This is a genomic window from Saccharicrinis sp. 156, from assembly GCF_050589685.1.
Classification (GTDB): Bacteria; Bacteroidota; Bacteroidia; order Bacteroidales; family Marinilabiliaceae; genus Saccharicrinis.
The window spans coordinates 95,492-114,791 of sequence record NZ_JBNGOS010000012.1; the positions used below are offsets into that span (position 1 = coordinate 95,492).

The 19,300-nt window shown below is 37.6% G+C and carries 18 protein-coding genes; 8 read left to right on the forward strand and 10 right to left on the reverse strand.

Annotated features, from left to right (window positions below; translation table 11 throughout):
* Positions 1-326: 326 nt before the first annotated feature.
* Both ACRD64_RS09390 and ACRD64_RS09395 read right to left on the reverse strand, forming a co-directional pair.
* Positions 327-1,271, reverse strand: coding sequence for a hypothetical protein (locus ACRD64_RS09390; protein WP_430933063.1), 945 nt, complete (start codon positions 1,269-1,271; stop codon positions 327-329).
* Positions 1,272-1,485: 214 nt separating this feature from the next.
* On the reverse strand, positions 1,486-2,298 hold the full coding sequence (locus tag ACRD64_RS09395; RefSeq protein WP_430933064.1) for a LytR/AlgR family response regulator transcription factor: 813 nt from the start codon (positions 2,296-2,298) through the stop codon (positions 1,486-1,488).
* A gap of 259 nt (positions 2,299-2,557) precedes the next feature.
* Between ACRD64_RS09395 and ACRD64_RS09400 the strand changes: the two genes are divergently transcribed.
* Positions 2,558-3,139 (forward strand): outer membrane beta-barrel protein, encoded by a 582-nt coding sequence (locus ACRD64_RS09400; protein ID WP_430933065.1) that lies wholly within the window; start codon positions 2,558-2,560, stop codon positions 3,137-3,139.
* Positions 3,140-3,473: 334 nt separating this feature from the next.
* Here ACRD64_RS09400 and thpR read toward each other — a convergent pair whose 3' ends face one another.
* The 5 genes from thpR to ACRD64_RS09425 form a co-directional block, all read right to left on the reverse strand.
* On the reverse strand, positions 3,474-4,025 hold the full coding sequence (thpR, locus tag ACRD64_RS09405; protein WP_430933066.1) for an RNA 2',3'-cyclic phosphodiesterase: 552 nt from the start codon (positions 4,023-4,025) through the stop codon (positions 3,474-3,476).
* 69 nt (positions 4,026-4,094) lie between these two features.
* Positions 4,095-5,069: a hypothetical protein gene (locus ACRD64_RS09410; RefSeq protein WP_430933067.1), complete on the reverse strand. Its 975-nt coding sequence runs from the start codon at positions 5,067-5,069 to the stop codon at positions 4,095-4,097.
* 109 nt (positions 5,070-5,178) lie between these two features.
* A complete protein-coding gene (locus ACRD64_RS09415; protein WP_430933068.1) occupies positions 5,179-6,261 on the reverse strand; it encodes a family 10 glycosylhydrolase in 1,083 nt (360 codons plus the stop codon).
* Positions 6,262-6,299: 38 nt separating this feature from the next.
* Positions 6,300-7,400, reverse strand: a complete 1,101-nt coding sequence (locus tag ACRD64_RS09420; RefSeq protein ID WP_430933069.1) for a carbohydrate-binding family 9-like protein — start codon at positions 7,398-7,400, stop codon at positions 6,300-6,302.
* A gap of 222 nt (positions 7,401-7,622) precedes the next feature.
* A complete protein-coding gene (locus ACRD64_RS09425) occupies positions 7,623-7,943 on the reverse strand; it encodes a hypothetical protein (protein ID WP_430933070.1) in 321 nt (106 codons plus the stop codon).
* Positions 7,944-8,142: 199 nt separating this feature from the next.
* On the opposite strand from ACRD64_RS09425, the gene ACRD64_RS09430 reads away from it, so the two are divergent.
* The 3 genes from ACRD64_RS09430 (at position 8,143) to ACRD64_RS09440 (ending at position 9,525) form a co-directional block, all read left to right on the forward strand.
* A complete protein-coding gene (locus tag ACRD64_RS09430; RefSeq protein ID WP_430933071.1) occupies positions 8,143-8,811 on the forward strand; it encodes a Crp/Fnr family transcriptional regulator in 669 nt (222 codons plus the stop codon).
* Between the two features lie 78 nt (positions 8,812-8,889).
* Positions 8,890-9,063: a YgaP family membrane protein gene (locus tag ACRD64_RS09435; protein ID WP_430933140.1), complete on the forward strand. Its 174-nt coding sequence runs from the start codon at positions 8,890-8,892 to the stop codon at positions 9,061-9,063.
* Between the two features lie 93 nt (positions 9,064-9,156).
* Complete coding sequence (locus tag ACRD64_RS09440) at positions 9,157-9,525, forward strand: hypothetical protein (protein ID WP_430933072.1); 369 nt, start codon at positions 9,157-9,159, stop codon at positions 9,523-9,525.
* Positions 9,526-9,605: 80 nt separating this feature from the next.
* On the opposite strand, the gene ACRD64_RS09445 is transcribed toward ACRD64_RS09440, so the two are convergent.
* Positions 9,606-10,088, reverse strand: coding sequence for a hypothetical protein (locus ACRD64_RS09445; RefSeq protein WP_430933073.1), 483 nt, complete (start codon positions 10,086-10,088; stop codon positions 9,606-9,608).
* Positions 10,089-10,296: 208 nt separating this feature from the next.
* Here ACRD64_RS09445 and ACRD64_RS09450 point away from each other — a divergent pair, with 208 nt between their 5' ends.
* A complete protein-coding gene (locus ACRD64_RS09450; RefSeq protein WP_430933142.1) occupies positions 10,297-10,503 on the forward strand; it encodes an ERCC4 domain-containing protein in 207 nt (68 codons plus the stop codon).
* 384 nt (positions 10,504-10,887) lie between these two features.
* On the opposite strand, the gene ACRD64_RS09455 is transcribed toward ACRD64_RS09450, so the two are convergent.
* The gene (locus ACRD64_RS09455; RefSeq protein ID WP_430933074.1) at positions 10,888-11,484 is read right to left on the reverse strand and encodes a hypothetical protein; all 597 of its coding nucleotides are present in this window, start codon (positions 11,482-11,484) and stop codon (positions 10,888-10,890) included.
* 485 nt (positions 11,485-11,969) lie between these two features.
* Between ACRD64_RS09455 and ACRD64_RS09460 the strand changes: the two genes are divergently transcribed.
* The 3 genes from ACRD64_RS09460 (at position 11,970) to ACRD64_RS09470 (ending at position 16,801) form a co-directional block, all read left to right on the forward strand.
* Entirely contained in the window at positions 11,970-12,512 is a 543-nt protein-coding gene (locus ACRD64_RS09460) for a pyridoxamine 5'-phosphate oxidase family protein (protein ID WP_430933075.1), read from the forward strand.
* 401 nt (positions 12,513-12,913) lie between these two features.
* On the forward strand, positions 12,914-15,595 hold the full coding sequence (locus ACRD64_RS09465; RefSeq protein WP_430933076.1) for a DUF4135 domain-containing protein: 2,682 nt from the start codon (positions 12,914-12,916) through the stop codon (positions 15,593-15,595).
* Positions 15,596-15,766: 171 nt separating this feature from the next.
* Positions 15,767-16,801, forward strand: a complete 1,035-nt coding sequence (locus ACRD64_RS09470) for a hypothetical protein (protein ID WP_430933077.1) — start codon at positions 15,767-15,769, stop codon at positions 16,799-16,801.
* Between the two features lie 13 nt (positions 16,802-16,814).
* Here the strand turns inward: ACRD64_RS09470 and ACRD64_RS09475 are convergent, their stop codons facing one another.
* The gene (locus tag ACRD64_RS09475; protein WP_430933078.1) at positions 16,815-19,268 is read right to left on the reverse strand and encodes a glycosyl hydrolase family 18 protein; all 2,454 of its coding nucleotides are present in this window, start codon (positions 19,266-19,268) and stop codon (positions 16,815-16,817) included.
* Positions 19,269-19,300: the final 32 nt, after the last annotated feature.

Below are 19,300 nucleotides of genomic sequence, written 5' to 3' on the forward strand. Positions count from 1 at the left end.
TCCAGTACATTCACCTCCTGAACTTGCTGTTGTTAGTTGTGAATATAATTGGGGAAATATAAAAAGTATGAGTATTGCCCCAAAAGGCCATTTGCTTTTAATAGAGTTGGTATTATGTTGTTATATTTATTGGTTTAATCATATTCCCAGAAGTGTGAGCGTAGATTATTTGAGCTTTTTATGCCAGAACCGTAATATCTTGTTGTCTATTAATACAGAAAAGGCTTCGTTTCGGTAATCCATACATTCATGAACCATGGCATCTGACCAGGTTAGAAATTTGGCATCAAAAACATAAAGAACCATAGGGAATTTGAGGCTATATATTAAAATCCACCAATAATATACCTAAAGAATATATATTCGGTGTCTATGATAAAACCTAGTTCATCTTCGTTACCTATACCTTCTTCGTATTCGTAGTAAAAATTTTGGTTATAACCTATTTGTATCTCGGTTAAGCAGGCGTTGCTATTGTACTTCATAATGTATTCTAATTCCCATTGTTCACTATCTTCGTCGTAATAAAACCATTGTATGTCCGAAACATTGTTTTCTACATAAGAGTATACTCCCTTGTAGATATTCTTCCACTCGCGGTCGGTTAAATATTCCCAGTCGTCATCGATACCAAAATAATATTCGGTACACTCAGTTATGCAATCACCGGAATAAGTGAATGTCCATTTGAGATTTTCGTACCATTGATCATCTGAATCAAGAAATGAGTATTTTATTTGCTGAAGTTCTGTGTCCTGGTAGATATACTCTCCTTTTAAATCTTTTTCAGTAATTCCATTGATTTCATGAAAATAGAAGGAGCTTAAATTGTCATTTTTATATTGATAGGTAAGTTTTTTACATTCTGTCCAAGGTGATGAAGTAATATTCCAATAGCTTTCGGTTGCAATGTTTTCTCCTTCGAATGTAAATGTGTGTCGAATACTGTGTTCAAAACCATCAGCATCAGTTTCTATGATACAAACTTGATTTCCGTCGTAATTTACTTGTGTTTTGTATTGTATTGTCCACAATCCGTTTTCTATACGATATGTTTCCACTGTTCCCAGCTTATCATCTTCGTACGAAAAAGTTTGATATTGAATTTTAGTCCCGTTTTCATCTAATAAGTATGACTGTTTTACCCTGAAGGATTTTTGTTCGGGTTCATTATTTATGTTTGTATCCTCATCTTTTGAACAAGAAATACATGCCATTAGAATAAGGGATGATATAATAAAAGGTGTTTTTAGGTTAATTAGGTAGTGCATTGTGGTCTGTTTATAAGTTTTCAGAAGCAATTAACTACTAAAAGAGATGTTTTGCAATCTTGATTTTGCTAGAGCGTTGGGCAATGGTTGGTAGGTTGCTTAAAATGGTAAAACAGAGGTGTCGAAAGGTGAAAAAACTTTTCTGCAAGTTCTAATCTGCTAAGGTATATTCGCAGTACATTTAATCATATTGTATTTTAGAAGATTAAACTTATTATACCCTACATTTCTCTCTAAATTTCTTTAACCTCCCTCTGGAAATAGATAAATGTATAACTTCGTCACATTTGTTAAGAATGCAGGTTCTTGTTTTAACTTCAATATCGGTTAAATAGTCAAGGTTGATGATGGTGTGACGGTCAATTTGAAAAAAATCTTGTTCAGGTAATAAGTCGATTAAGTTTTTGAGTGATATATGGCCGGGGATGAATTCTGAATGAGAAATCCCGTAACAGATTTCTACCTTTTCTATTTTATTATGTTCTTTCTGGAAGTAGAGCACACTATCCAGCGAAATTTGTTTTAGTCCGGTAATGTTAGGAAGAAGGATTCTCTTGTTTTTTATACTGTTTTTTGCCAGGACTTCGAGTTTGTGGTTCTCGTTTTTTTCCATGATTACTTTTTTGTATCGTTGTATGGCCATGGTCAGTTCAAAATTGTCTATTGGTTTTGTAAGGTAATCAATTGCGTTGTGGTGTAGTGCTTTAATGGCATATAGCCCATGCTCCGAGGTAAAGATTACTTTGGGAATTCGAATACCTGTGTTTGTTAATTCGTTATAAAATTCGTATCCGGTTTTGTTTGGCATTTCCTCATCTAAAAACAGCAAGTCGGGCGAGGAACAAATCACTTTCTTTAAACCATCCCTGATATTTGTAGCGAAGTCAATAACTTCTATTTCGTTAAAATGCCTTAGCTGTTTAATTAGGTCTTGAATGGTTTCCTGATGGTTGTCTATAATTAAGGTTCTAATAATCTTTTGAAGTAGTTTTTGGGATTTATTATTTACTAGTGTTTGGGTACTCATGTCTTGTGGTTTGTATAATGCTATTATTTATTCGAACGGTTAAGTTTGTTTAAGATACTGAAAATAAATGCTTGAACGGAATAGTTTTGATATAGTGAAAAAAAACATAGGTAAAATGAATGAATTGTTCGATAAGTTAATTATTGTGTTGTTACACTGTATATAGGGTGTTTGAAAACAATATTATACGTGTATATTTGAACTTAATTGTCATTTATTACAAATACAGCAATATTAATTATTAAATACCTATTTTATTATGAAGAAGATTTTATTGGTATGTGCATTTATTGGATTGGTAAGTGCGGCATCTGCGCAAGATAGAATTGCTGTCGGTTTAAAGACTGGCTTCAATAGTACGAAGATCAATTTGTCGAGCATTCCATCCGGGACTGAAATCAAGAATGAAGCTAAAAATGGTTTCTTATTTGGAGCTTACGGCCGTTTAAAACTTGTGGGAAAATTATCTTTTCAACCGGAACTTTATTATGCAAAAAAGCAAACGCAGTATAAGTTTACCGAGACCGGAAACACGGTTGTAGTCAATAACGATATTAAGTCATGGGATATTCCTTTGTTAGCAAATTTACAATTGCTTGATTTAAAAGTGGCCAGTATTTATGGCGTTGCCGGTCCTGTCGCATCATTCATTTCAAAAGATGACCTTAAAAGTATGAAAGATGCTAACTGGTCGTTCCAGGCAGGTTTGGGTGCCCAGGTTTGGAGAATTTCGGCCGACGTACGATATGAGTGGGGGATAAAAGACATCTCAAAATTAGAATTCGGTCAAAAGACAGATGTGCTAACTTTTACCATTGGCTATAAATTATTTGGCATTTAGGAATTAAAATTCCCCCAAAAATTGTCAAGGTCGGTTCTTTTTGAATCGGCCTTTTTTGTTTTTTATGGGTTGTTACTATAATCCGAGATCTGTCATTGCTGCGTATAAGTGAAATATATATTGTTCATCTAATGGGCGTTCAGTTGAGTTCTAAAGACAATTTTTGGAAAAAAGATGAACATTTTTACAGAGTTTGTTGGCGGTAACAGCATGTTTGGATAATCAATTGTTTGTGAGATTGGAAAAAATACACGTGTTTTTAAGCAAATCCACGCGTGATCTTTTAACGCCTCACTTGCACATACCACAACCAAGTCGGACTGGCTTGTTTAGGTTAATTGATGGCTGACAATTTAAACTTCTCCAGTACATTATATTCAACCCCATTTGGTGCAGAAACACTTTCATAGAGGATGACCTCGGAAACAGATTGTGTTGTGCTGATATTTGCCTGTTCGAGCAGCTGACGGTATTTGGTAAGTAGATCTTTGTTTTTTAACCGGGCGACCGTAATGTGCGGGGTATAAGCCATATGTTGTGGTTTCAACGAGGGCATCAACTGAAGTATGGTCCTGTTTATATCGTCCTTTAGTTTGTTTAAAGTTTCGGAATTTTCCACTCCTAACCAAAGTACCCCGCTGCTCCTTCTTTTCTGAAAAGTTCCCGCTCCTTTAATAATAAAGTTAAACGGCGCATGGCTTCGAACGATATTCTTCAAGGCAGCTGATATTTTTTTCAGATCTTGCTGTTGGGCCTGACCAATAAAAACCAGGGTTAAGTGAAAATTGTGCTCCTTTACCCATTTGTTGTGCTCCTCGGAAATATGTTGTCTTATTGTGGCAAGTTTTGTTGGAGCCTTGACTTTAATCCCGATAAATATTCGCATAACTTTGATAAATCAGTTTCCACATATTCACTATATCGGTATAATTGGGTTCCTGAGTTAATGAATTTTTTAATTTTCCTGTGCCGGATTTAACCCTTTCTTCTTATTTTTAAGGGATGTATCTGTCTCGGTTTTTTCCTGTGTACCTGATCCTCTTAATTTGATGAGCTTATTCAGCAAATCAAACCAAAATGGTGCGCCAACCGATAATGCGATAGCTGTCAGCAAACAACCCAAGATATAGGTAAACCAACTTGGGCTATCCATGTCGAGGCTGGGAAATTTAATATCTATGATTGAATCTACGGTCTTTGTTTCATTCAGTAATTCTTCTATTTGAGTTGTTAACGCATCAACCTTTTCGAGTCCTTTATCCGGTATTGAATCCAGGGAGCCATAGCTGGCAACATAACCACTTGCCGCTTCTACCATAGCAATCCGCGACTTTTCGTCTTTGCCCAATCTTTTTGCGATTTCAATGGTGTTTACATTCATGGAATAAGCGATGGCCAAACCAACAATAAATGTGGTTAGCTGTGCTTTCTTTTTGTACCAACCCGATACCCGTTCCATGGTTTCGCTGTACCATTCTTCGGCACCCGCTTTAAATTCTTCGGTTTTGTTTTCTGCACCTTCTATCAATCCTATCAGATACTGATGGGTGGGACTATTCGGGTTCAATTTACTTTTTACGACCGACAGATCCATCTGACTGTCGTAAACCTTGTCGAGCATGTTTAACAGGGTTTTCGCAAATGTCTTGGGCTTGAGGTACGAAGGCAGTTTGCTTTTACCTGTAAACATACTTTTTTTGCCCAGGTATTTAAACTCCGGTCTTTCCAGGAAAATGTTGCTTAATATTTCATCAGTATCACTTTTATTATCCTGATCGTCCAGCATTCGTTTTATACCGGTACGCAATACTTTCCCTCTCAGGTTCAGCCAGGAATTGATAAGCTCGGTTAAAGTGGTGGCTATGAGGCTGTACACGGCATAAATAAAAACAAGCCCGATGGCGATGTCGATAGCTGGATTGTTAAGCATCTGGTGGAATTTTACCGGTTATAAAAATAAGTAAAGGGGGTATTCAGATACAAATATCCAATAAGTATGATTCAAAGTCAATAAAAAAAGTACGTTTTCTTTAGTTATTTTACAATTCCTGGCTCAGCCTTTTAAACACCTCCTGCATTTCAGGGCTTAAACCATCCGCCGTATAAATTGAAACACCACTTGCCCCTTTTTCTTTAGCTAGCAAGATAGCTTTTTCCAATTCTTCGGGAGATTTAAAGGCTGGCATAAATAACCCCGCGTTAATTGGAAAATCGACATCTTTAACACCTTGTTCCGTTGCGAAACCTATCCAATTGATATTTTCGCGGTAAAAGTTTTGGTATAACATGGGGTAAGCCGCATCCAGGTTCCAATCGTTCCAGGCTTGACGTACCATTTGACGCGACATTTCGGGGAAAGGGAAAACCGCCGCAGTCATTTTGTGTCCTTCTCCATGGGCTATTTCAACCAATTCGTTTACCAGGGTTGTGATAGCGTTGAGCCTGTATTGGCGCCATTCGGTGCTCAGCTCGGGATGTTCCAAATCCAACGGGTCTTTGTCGAATATTTTTTTAAATCCTTCGCGTGCTATAGGATGGTAACCAAAATCGTATTCCGGCATTTCATGATCCTGTACCAGGTCATATTTGGGTTGCAGGTCAGCACCTAAGATAACATCAACATATCTGACATAATCCAGGTGGATAGATGCCAATCCTTTTACCTTAGTCAGTTTACGTACATTGTTTTTGATATGTTCACGTGCCTCGGGGTGGTGCGGACTAAGCCATTGGTAATAATCAACGTAGGCTCTGTATTCCAGAGAGTTTTTACCCAGTCGGTTAACGGCATACCATTCGGGATGTTTATTAGCAATAGTATCGCCAGGACGGTTTAAGGTCCACATCCAACCATGTATTTTTAGTCCTCTTTCATCAGCCAAAGGAATGATTTGTTCCAGTACCTCAGGATTTCCATTTATTAATACTTCCGAAAGGCCAATGGACTTGTAATAGTCGAGCTTTTCTTCCCATTTGTCCTGCTTAAACTCTTTGCCGGCTGACACCCAGGTGGCAAACACAAATTTATCATCTCCCGCTTTTGTTTCAATCGTAGTTTTTTGTGTTACATTGTTGCAAGAACATAATACTACGATAGTAATAATGGCAATTAAACTTTTCATGGTGATCATTTGATATGTTTCTATTATTATTATTAATATTATTTGCTCATTTTTAGCCAACCATCCTGGTTAATCATAAATACCATGTTGGTTTTAGGATGATGGATGAAAAAACTAAATCCGTTTTTGGTTTTCTCGAAAACTGCTTTAGTGGTTATTTCGTCACTTAGAACTACGGTTAACTGTTCTTTATATTCGGTTTCCGCTTCCAATAAATATTTTAATGAACCAAAACGCGTCAGACGGAAAAGGGCGTATGCGGCCTGTTTAAATATCAGGTCTTTGTCCGCACGAAACGCAACATTTTCAATGCTGGGCTGCCCGGTAAATTGCAAAAAGCCCCATTTTTCGGGTTCGTGCATATTAATAACACCCTGCGGGCTCCATACCCAATTGTATTCGGGAAGATATTTCCCGTCCATTTTTTTTCGATCGTATCTTCCATTAATTATGTCAAAATCCCATTCCACCCTCGAAAAATTAATGCGCCATTGTTCTCCGTTGGCAGGTTTGTCCTTTAAAGAACCTTTTAATTTCATGATCGGCTTATGCGGAATAGCCATCTCAACTGCCCAGAAAGAATCTGTGTCATTGGGAAGGTTTAATGTACCCTCAAGGTGCACCGCACATTTAAGGTGGTCAAGGTTCCAGCTGTTATCGGGTTTCCCGCCAACGCGGTAGGGTTTGTCCAGTTTCAGATCCCAAATCGTATTTAAGGCGTTTACTTCTATCTCGCCATAATTGTAGGTGGTATTAGACGGATCCAGGAATATTTCAAAATCGTTGTTGTAAAAGATAACAGTATCTCTTTGTTTCAGGGTTCCCCATATATGTGGCTCTTCCAGCAAGGCATAAACGTACAAAAACGCATCGTCCCAAAGCATTTTTACTTGGGTATTGTACTTAGGTTGTTTTATGCCCTCAATATCCATGAATGATTTGGTAAAAGGAACCGTATGCCATTGCTCTTCGTCTGCCATTCCATCGATAATTATGGGTTCTGTAGTTTTGGGAACGATGTAGTGTAATGGAACAAAAATTTCGGACTTCAGGTCTATCTCTTTCTGTTTATTGGTTTGGGTATTGCTAACACAAGATAGGAATACCAAAGATAATACAATGTACGTTAGAAATCTCATATGAATTAATTTTACTTGTGTTGCCAAAGTTAAAATTATTGATCAATGGTTTCCTATTCGTATCGTAATACCGTAATCATTCACCAGAATGAGATAACAATCAGATGACAAATAAAAAAAAGGTTGTCCATCTATCCGATCGACAACCTTTAATATTGATAACATTCTGATGTTGCTCGCCATGCCAATCAGCAGTTGGACCCCTGATTCACATTAGAAAATTTAATTTCTTGATAAACCATTGTGTTTTTTTACATAAACATTGGCGCTTGCCTTGTTTTGTTTATGTTGGATGATGGCCCTTTCTTTGTTGGTTACCACTCCATCTGCTTTTGCAACCTGCTTTGTCCTGTTAATATGTTTTTGTTGTTTTTCTAATTGTATTACTTCACCCTTGGTAAGCGCACCGTTTTTAACACCATGTACAATACGCTTTTGCTGATTAATTTGACGTTTGGTTGTAACAGGTGTTTTCTTTTGTGCTTCTGCATATCCTACTGCCGTCAATAAAATTAGTCCTAATATAAATGTCGCCTTTTTCATGTTTTCTAATTTTAAAATTGTTGTTTTTAATTTCCCGGGTTTTTAATTGCTTTCGGTTCTTTGATGTTTGCGGACTAAAAAGGTTTAATAGAAAAAAAATAATTATTTGAATATTGTTGTAAGGGGAAGTAATTTAGATAGATATGGGTGTTTATTTATAAGCCGAAATGCATTTGTTTAAAACTTAAACTAATTCATATTGTTAGGTTCAGTAAGTAATAACTTAAGCTGGTATCCAAGAAAAATGGAATTAAACGCCTTATTAAAAATACTATTTGAACCTAAACTTTTACAGGAAATAGGTGGACTTGGTAAAATTTCGATTCCTAAAAATACAATCATTCTGACCGAGAATATGTATATCAAAGAGATTCCTTTGGTATTGGACGGAGATATTAAGGTTAGAAAAACAGATGAAAATGGGAAGGAGCTTGTTTTATATCATATAGAGAAAGGAGAAAGCTGTGTTCTTTCGATCACTTCTTGCCTGAACAAGAAAAAAAGCACTGTAGAGGCTATTGCACAGAAAGATACCAGAATTGTAAAGATACCAGTTGAGAAAGTAGAACGTTGGATGGACGAGTATAAATCGTGGAAGCACTTTGTTTTTAAGATGTACTACGATCGTTTAGACAGTATTTTAACATTGGTGAATAGTATTATGTTTAAGCAAACCGACAACAGGTTGTACGATAAACTTCGTGAATTACAGGCTAAGAACGGTAATCTACTGCGCTTTACACACCAGGAATTAGCCAGTGAAATTGGAACAGCCAGAGAGGTTATATCCAGGCTTTTAAAACTAATGGAAAAGGATGGTTTGATAGAGTTGGATCGGGGGGAAATAAAATTATTACAGAGTCTGTAACCTAGGTCACATATTTTTTATACCAACGTGTCGTATATTTGTTTAGATTAAAATAAGTATTTGACTATGATAAAAAATATGGGTGCAGCGGATAAGACAATCCGCATTATTTTGGGTATTATAATTATTGTAGGTGGATTTTATTACAAGAGTTGGTGGGGATTGGTTGGTCTTATCCCTTTATTGACTGCTTTTATTAGCTGGTGTCCTTTATATGCGCCGTTTGGAATAAGTACTTGCCGTAAAAAATAGGTTTACCATAATGGTCCAAAATCTACCTTAGCCTCAATTCTATGGATACCAAGTATGGCATAGATATTCTATAAATCATTAAAATTGTTCATTATGGAAAAGTTAATATTCTTGAGTATGCTGTGTCTGGTGTTGGTTGCATGTTCCAACTCCGACGATGAGGAAGTAGATGTACCTGTATCAGTAGAAGAAACTGCAGAGTATAAAGCAGCAGAAGCATATTATAATTCTACCTTAAAATCTGTTATTACTGCTAGTTGCACTTCATGTCACGCAGGTTATCACAGCAATAGTAATACCAGCAATTATGGAACATTTACAAATGCCATGAACAGGGCCACAGGTATGTATAGCCAAGTCAACTCTGGAGGTATGCCAAAAGGAGGCGACAAATTGCCTCAGGACGATATTGACAAGTTCGAAGATTTCAAGGATTTAGTGGGTTTAATACCAAGTGAATAATTTTGATTTATTAGAATCAGAAGTAGTAAATGGCCATTTTTTTACATTAAAAAGTTGTGCGTTGAATGGGGTATTGTTTCCTAAATTTCCCCATTAAAAAGGGTATCATCATCCGGATCTTTATCATGAGGTCCCACGCCAGGCGGGTTGAACAGCCCCCAGCGATCGATGATGTAATTCCATTTATCGAAACCTGCTACCCAGTCAATAAAAAGCAATCGGTATTCTTCGATCAACTCGCGCACCATCTCAAAATATTCAACATCTTCGAAGCCAAACATAATGAGAGAATGCTTCTGCACCATCAAATCTTTGGCCGCTTTTCGAATAATAGATGCAGCTTCCATTTTCAAGTCGTAAAGCGTAGAAGCCTCTGCACCAGCTACTTTTGTTGTTAGTAATGAGGCGTCGGACAGCATTATTTCTTTGATACTCTGTAAGTGATCTTCATCTTCCGGAATTAATTCTGAAATTTGATGGACTACTTCAAAAATCTCTTCGCCTTTTTTGAAGATGGGTAGTCTTCTATAGTCAACAAAATCATTATCACCTTCTTCCAACATAGATTAGTCTGATTTTAGGGTTAAATTATACGATATTTAAATAAGATAATATTATAAATTTAATCAAGAATAAACAAACCGATTTAACATTATTGCCGATTACCCAGCGGAATGTACAGGTATTCCGGCTATTCTTAACGAGAAAGAGTGTTTTGTCAAAGTCGGGGTCTTAAAAACAGGAGATTACATCATTGATGGGTAGGTTGTTATAGAACGAAATACCAAAGATGATTTTGTTGTTTCCTGGTTGCAGGGCCGACTGTATAAGCAATGCTATGAACTTAGAAAAAGTACATATATTCCCACTCTGATCATTGAGGGAAATTCTTTTAATACCAGGCACGACATTTCGCGGGAAGCCATAAGGGGAGCCCTACTTTCTATCTCAATAGCCTGGCAAATTCCTGTTAACTAAACATCCAGTTCCAAATATACCGTGCAAATGCTGTTGATGATAGCACAGCCAAAATTAAAGGAGCAGCAGGTTGTCTTTAGGCAAACCTATAAACCAAAAACATTATGTAAGCAACTCAGTAAAGCGCCTCGTTTTGAAGTGGTTGAATTGCGTAACAGGATTTATATTATTATGGTGGGTATATGCAAGGCCTGCCAATGGCCGGGGCAGACTGGGAGAAGAACTATGACAGCACGTTGGCCGTTTTCAGCAGGTATTGTTAGCTGATGAAAAGTTCCTGTTGAAAGTTCAGGAGATTGGTAAGGAGCGGGTTAGGTGGATTAAAAAGTTTGTGGAGAGTGGCATAAAAGGCGCAGGTTAAAATTGCGTAACAAACGAAATAGGTCAATCCTCCAGCAAAGTATAGGTAAACTTTGAGCCCCATTGCCTTGATGCCTTGGTACAAACGTCCATGAACTCCTGAAAATCTTTTGGCGCTGCAATAACCTGGCAACCTGCTGACCATTTGAATACTTTAACACTGGGTTGGTATGCAGAAGCCCTGTGGATATTGATGCCAAACATTCCGGTACTTTCTTGCACATCATGATCCAACATGTTATCTCGGTTTGGATCGCGATAAACCGTTACAGGGGCAGCTTGTCTTAATGCTCTATATTTACCCGCATGCAGTCCAATGGTGTATGCCTGTCGGTATTGACCGGCTTTGAGGATCGCAGTACCTGCCAGCATCATGGGCTTGTCAAGCCAATATTGTCCAGGGTCGGTAGTTGCTGGATATAGTTTAAAAGTCCATTTACCGCGGAAATGGTAGAAGTAACCCACAAAATCATCAAAAGCATTGGCGATTCTGCTTGTCGTTCTTATGCCTATCAGATTCAAATTATATGGTTTACGATCGTTTTTAAAAACACTGTAATTGTTGTTTTCCATCCTTTTGATGATGTCGTTTAACTGATAACCGTGGCTTGATACCTCCATAATTAAATGTATTAATGAATATTGTTTTAACGTATGTTACATAAATAGATCGTTACTTTAGCAACTAGGAAAATTAGATATTAATATCCGATTTAATTCTCTCTTTGTCAATATGTTTTTAAATAAAAATATGAACTCTATTAAAAAGGTATTATATCCTTATGGGTGTAAAGGTCATATCTGACATCATTCTAATTGTTTACGTTATGGTTTACGCAAGTGGAGCAGGAAGTTATTTGTTCATCTTTGATATCTTAACAGGAAAATAAAAGACGGGCTTACTTGGGAATGAAACAAAGCATCTGGAGCAAATTTTAAGGCAATAGACTTCCCCAATTCTGGGTAATGGGTACTACAGGAAGCACCTTGTGTTATTAAAAATGATGTTGATTAGTAATTTTATTAAGTAAATAAATGGATATCCTCTATATACCGCAAATAGCATGAAGTTTTTGAATCCGTGTAGACTTCAAAATTAGTTTTTTTTGTTAATCTTTTTACCTAATTTTTTATTGACAAGAGCTGGTGTTCTTTGTAACTTTATGCATGTTTTTACAATGAATGGAGGTATTAATTTAGAGGAAGTTGCTATGAAAAGGGAAGAAATTATCAAGTTTGCCAATGAGAACAAAATCTGTTTCATGGCAATAAATGAAAAGGGAATGGCTCATGTAAGAATTATGAAGCTATGGTTTGCTGACAAATCAGGGTTTTATTTTGAAACTCTTTCTCCTTTGGATATTAGCAGACAGATTCATTCAAATCCCAAAGTAGAAGTTTGCTTTTATAATAACCCAAAAGATTTAAAGGAAGGACGTGAATTGCGTATTGCCGGCGATATTGAATTTGTAACTGATGCGGCTATTTTAAACAAAGCTCGAAAAGAACGTCAATATTTAGGTGATTTAGGAGAGCAGCCAGTTGAATCTTATATCGAAGTTTTTAAATTATCTCATGGTGAAGCTCATTTTTGGCGTTTTAAAGCCAATGTTCTTGAGGAAAGCGTGCTTGATCACATGATGTTTTAGAAACATGGTGGGAAAAAGCTTATAGGGTAAAAAAGAGCTCAACAAATATTGTTGAGCTCTTTTTTTTAGGTATGCCGTGCATGGTAAATAACTAGATGCTGAAAGTTCATTATGGGGGTTTGTAGTAGCCAACCATTAGCTGACGGCAAGGGTGCTTACTGCGAGGTATAATCCGAAGGAAGCCGGCGGCAAATTTCCGACTCGAGGTACACGAACATCAACTCAACCGCTGGGTTCTGTTTGCTAAACACAACAAAAATGACTTATCAATGATCTTATTTTTTGTTGGCCTTATTGATCAAATATAGTTGACATGTAGCCGTACTTTGTTGTAACTTACAGTTATTTCGGATAAAAAAGTATTTTATTCCTTTGGTAGATCACACAAATTTTAAATAGTTATGTATACTCATGCAGAAAATTTGCCGGAGAGCACAAGTCGGGTTGTTAATGACAGTCAGTCTGGGCAGTTTAAAACAAACGAATCTTCTTTTACATTTGCTGATAACAGGCAAGAATCTGTTATGCAAGGGAAACTTAATAGAATGTTTAATAATAGCCAACAAACCCAACGAGCCCTTCAATTAAGGGATGTCTTAAACAATAACTCCCAATACCCAATACAAAAAGAAGAAAGATTAGAAGAGGAAGAACTAATGCAACCCAAAGAGATACAACGAGCGGGAAAACTAGAGGAAGAGAAACTATTACAATCAAAAGCTATTCAGCGACAGCCAGAACCTGAGGAGGAGGAATTACTACAGGGCAAATTCAACACTATCCCCAAAGTAGAAGAAGAGGAAGCATTGCACGAAAGAGCCATGCCCATACAGAAAAGAGAGAACAACACCGGCTTGCCCGATACTTTAAAAGCTGGAATCGAAAATCTTTCGGGTTATTCAATGGAAAATGTTAAAGTACATTACAATTCCGCTAAACCGGCAATTATTCAAGCCCATGCCTATGCACAAGGTACTGATATCCACCTGGCGTCAGGACAAGAAAAACACCTTCCTCACGAAGCCTGGCATGTGGTTCAGCAAAAACAGGGTAGGGTGAAGCCGACCATGCAGATGAAGGGAAACATACAGGTAAATGATGATAAAGAATTGGAGAAAGAGGCGGATGTAATGGGAAGTAAAGCACTGAATATTACAATGCCTATCGTTCAAAGAAAACAAGCAAGTCATCATGTTTCATCTTCAACAATTCAAAGTCAGGATATCGATATTATAAAAGATGACGTCTTTTATACACCCGAAATTTTGATGCAACGGGTTAGGATTGCAGGCGTACGTTATAAAACAGTTGGTGTTATTCCAGGCTCAAATTACCGCTTGGTGCGACTGCCCAACACTACCCAAAGGTTAATTAATGATATGGGTGCGGGAACAGTATTGGCAGGAGGCTTGAGTGTGGCCGATGCTGATCAGTTGATACGGGTTATGCGTAATTTCAGTACCAGTGGTGTAACTAACATAAATGCACTTGTAAACCATGTGAGTGGTGCTGTAAACGGCGGTGCGGCAATGGCCATAACCTTAGCTGGAATAATGGTAACCGGTAATTTAGGGTGTGTACATGCCAATGTAATTCCGCACACACGTTTTAGCGTATATCATGCGTTAGGTAGCGCTAACTATTATATGTATGATCCTCGGGGACGCAAACTATTGGGTACGACAATGAATTTGGCCGAGGCGGGTCAGTTGACAACCGTTTTTGCCGATTTGCATACCCAGGGTGTAAGTGGATTGGATTCCCTGGTTAAATCTGTTGACAAAGCACGTGAGCTGACCATCCCAATCAATGTCACGCTTGAGCGTATGCGGATGATTCACGATAATATTCGCGATGTAATTCGGGTGCGCATTGCTGCTGATCATGCTACAATTTGCGGCATGCCCGGAGGAGGAGCGCTAGATCCCGTTTTTGCCAATGCCTTTGTTAGTATCGAAATTCCCGGGAGTGATCCGCACAAACATGGACAGGTAGTAGCTTTTATTAATTACCGAACCATGGCGGGAGGTACACATAGGGTGGTCTACAAACCAGGTGACCTATCCATGGATCAGGTGCTGTTCAACGACCAAAATTCAGTTGCCTCGACCTTGGGTCACGGGGTTGAATCGTACCGGATAGAAAATATGCCTGCAGACGCACTGGCTGGTGCCCAACCTCATTTGGCCCACTATGGCTATATGGAATTTGTACAAACAGGTGCGCCAAGAACCGCGGCACAATTAAGGTCTGTTTTTAAAAGTCTAGGCGCAAACCTGGCCGTGGCTTATGTGTTCGGGCTGCGTGATGTTCACGGGGAGAATTTCGTGTTGAAGAACGATTCTATCCAGCTCATTGATATGGAGGCTTCAACAAACACCTTTGACGATTTTGCTGCCATGGAGTTGACGACAGCGGCCAAACAGTTGCCCGATGAACTCTACAAGCGCATTGCAAAGGGCATGAGGGATTTGACAGCGGTTCAAGTTGCAGGTCTGGTTCCCGATCAAGCCACCCTAATACAACAGGTTCGTGTGGGTTTTAAAAATAGATTGCGCTCCATGAGCCCGAACAGACACAGGGATGCGGCATTGACCGGATTGATCAATCAATCTACAAATACTGAAACACGGTTTGTTCCTATTCCCACCGAGATCTTACAGCAACTGTCAGGATTATTTTATGGACAACTTGCGGTTGTTGGTGGGCCAAGTGAAGCATTGTTCCAGGCTGCAACAAATGATCGGGCGAATCAAGTGGCACATACATCGGGCAATCCTCCCGGACTTGCAGATGAGTTTCGAACCATGTTGCGGGCTAATGGAGCAAGAACGGCACTACACAGAGGTGATGTGCCTTTTTGGACACGGCAGGGGAACGATATTTACGGTGAAGATGGCGCATTAGAGGTATCTCCATCAGTACATCCAAGGTTGAATACTTCTGGCCAGAACGAGATAGATGCCAACAACCGCCGAGCAAGTGGAAACAGACACACGGCTTATGATGAACTCGATAATGATTTGATTCCGCTACTAGGTGACCCTACAGCTGCCATTATTGCTGCGCATGCAGCGTTATAAATTATTTAGATGAGTGGTCAGGGTGTAGAATACATATTATACGACAGTAAAACAAGGATGTATCAGGTTACTGTTCAATAGCAGTGGGCGTTTTGCCAATAGGTATCAGTGGAACTTCAATATATGGAGTATGAGTTTAATTTCAAGTTTCAATTCATAAAAATAATGAGAATGACTCGGAAAGTTTTTATCACATTTTTCTTTTTACCTATTGCCATATTTGCATCTTCGACCAATAGAAAGATGACGCCTCCACCAGGAAATTTACCTTTAAAAGTGGATGTAAATCTGCGTATTAATAAAGTATATAACATTAATACGGTTGATGAGACCTATCAAATTGATGGTTACCTTGTATATTTATGGAAAGATGAAAGGTGGAAACGATCGGATGGCCATAATAACATTAGGATTTATGAAAACGACAGAGCAAATGAAGTTTTAGATACAGGGCTCTGGATGCCGATTCTTGAGTTTATTAATATTCAGGGAGAAAAGGAATGCCCCAACAGGAGAATTGTTATACAGACCGATGGTGAAATTAAATATAAGGAAAGGTTCTTTGGGACCTTTAGCTCAAATATGAATTTTATAAACTTTCCTTTTGATTCGCAGACTTTTCAGATACAGATTGAAGCTTTTTCGTATGATAAAGAGCAGCTTGTGTTTAATTTCATTAAGTTGTTGAAACCCCAAAATATGAATGATTTTTTGGGTGAGAAATGGACCTATAAAGATAATACCGCATACATCGAGGATATAATATATGATGAAATTTCGAGTTCAACCATTTATTCGAGAGCCGTTTTTAAAGTGGATACAACAAGAAAACCAGAATATTATATGTGGCAGGTATTGCTGCCTTTGTCAATCATCATAATGGCTTCGTTCGTCATATTCTGGATTAAGGATTTTGGTACCCAAATGGGAGTCGGTTTCACGCTTATGCTGACCGTGGTGGCATTTAATTTTTATTCTGCCTCCATACTGCCCAAATTACCCTATAATACGTTTTTGGAGACGATTATCATTGTTGGGTATGTATTTATATTTGTTGGGATTATTCTAGCGATAGTGAATTATCGCATATACGGTCATAAACCAGAGTCTGATACAAACAAGTGGATAAGATTATTCAGAATTGGCTTGCCCATGACCTTTTTTACAACCATATTGATCTTGTTCCTTAAGTTTAATGTAATTTAATACAATGATATGGTCAGGATTTTTTATGTTTAAAATACCGATAGGTAATAAATACCCCCGTAGCAATTCCAATGAATAAGGTATAAAGCATTAATAATGTATCACTATCCTTTGCACTACCTGCTCCATATCCAGTAAGGAACGGATCGAAATACAACCAAAGGGCTAAAAAAATTATGGTGAAAATAGTTAAAACGGAAGGTAAATTTCTAATGATTTTTCTGGTTTTAATACTGCCAAGTTTATATCTATCCGAATTATTGGACAAGAAAAATATACCTATGGTTAGTATGGCGAAGATTATGGCGAAGTATTTAAGAAAAAGCGCATAAATTTTCCACCTGGCATACAGCGAATAACAATTGGATTTATGTTCGAGTAGTCCCAGATATAACGTTGCCGAATCTTCCTTAAATATGGTTGTATCGTTCCAGATGCTGCTATCTGTGATCATATAATCTCGGATTGTGTCTTTAATTTCGGTATTGATTATTTTGAGAATCTTATCTATGGAATCATTCGAAAGACTGTCTTTAACTGATTCATATTTAAAGACACAAGTGCTATCGCCGGATTTATATCTTAGATAGCTTTCGCGAGCCCATCTCGCATCTTTACTGAGGGTAGTAAAATGGAATCCTGAGCTTGTGTTTTTGATGATGGTTATTAGTTTTTTTAGACCTTTGATACTGGGTTCATTGGGATTTTTAACATAAGTTGTGTCGATCTTGATTAAGGAAGCTGCCAAAGCGTTCCACAATTCGGGATAAATACAGTTGTCGTCGTGGCTAAGGTCACTTATGGCCACTCCTCCCAGTTCTTGGCCCGATGCCCAATTGTACTTCAGGTACAGACTTCTGAAATCATCGTACCATAATTGATTATTCGTTTTTATATTCTTTCCGATTATATTTAAATACGATCCAACCTGTATGGGGTCAAACCCTTGGATGATGGAGCTGTTGTTGCTGTATAAATATACGTTAAGAATGTCGGAATAACTTAGGGTTCTGTATTTGGCCTTATTCACCAAGCTGCCGGAAAAATTTTTGACCCGCCATAGTGTGCCACTGTAACTAACAGTCATTATAAGTTTGGAGCTTGCAATGCCCTGTGCGAGGTAGAAATCCATCGTTCTTTTAATGGAGGGAAACCCTGGTTCCTTATCTTTGAAAAGGGGACTTGATGGTTGTGCAATAGTAGCGTTGGATGGTATCAAATCGTCCGTTAATATCATATAGTAATCCACCATCGAATCCAGTTTTGCCAAATCGTATTTGCGTATTTGATTTAAACTGTCTTGATCTTTCCAAGCGGGAACAGAAATGCCGAGTTGTATTTTCGGGTTTATAGATTTTAGCTTTTTATATAGATTTCCGATAAATTGAACAAATAATTGTGAATCGGAGATCTGGGTAAAATAGATATTGATACCATTTAAATCATTGTCTCTGATAATTTGACTTACCTCATTAAAAAACGTCTCTTGTGCATCAGCACTTTTTAAAAAAGCATTTATATCTGCTACGCTTTTATCGTAAACGGTTAGCACAACGTTGCAACCATTATTGTGGGCATATTTTATAACACCATTCTCTTTTTTAAATTCGTCAATGTCATTGGGTTTGCTGTTTTTACCGGTTTCCGTCAATTCGTATCCAAATAAATTAATGGCCGATAAATAGTTATATTTATAATAATTCCTAAATTTAAATTCATCCTCTTGCTGTGAGCTGGTGCTGTGCCACCCAATAATTTTCATTTTAGGGATCAGGCTTCTTTTAAAATAACGAAGCGTATCATTTATTTTTGCACTTTCAACTTTTGCCAGATTAGAGGCCTTAGAATACTTCACTTTCTGGATTTCTTTCATAGTGGTATCTATCTTGGCCGAAATCGCTTGCCCTTCCATGTTATTGATATTGGCATTTTCTTGCAGGATGGCTGACATTAATATATTTAAAGAGTCGATTGCCGAAGTGTATGCAACTTTGTTGGTATCCATTTTTAGATACGCATCTTCGATTGTTTTTTTTAATGATTGACTGGTGGAATCATTGCTTTTAATGGCACTATCAAGCTGTATATGGTTAGAATTGGTGAAGGATTCAATAATGGCTAGCTGTTCTGTGATCTGTTCAACCGTTTTCGGGTTTATTTTAAGTTTTTTATTGTCAATTAAGCTTTTGACATATTCATGAAATTCCTTGTTCAATTTTTTTTCTCTATTCTCCTTAAATTTAAGAGGCTGTAGGATTTTTTTTAAACCTTTAGTGGATGAGGTATCCTGATAACGGTCTATATGGATAGTGGACGGTTTTATGGTTACCGCCGTATCGTGCTGTGCAATGGCTGTATTTGTCGTTTGTGCAAACATTTCATTTTGAAAAAATAAAGCAACAAAAAGCAACATAGCAACCAACAATTTTGTCAGATATAGTTTACATATTTTTGTCAGATTACCCATTTCCATTTTTTTAATGATTAATTATTTGCGGT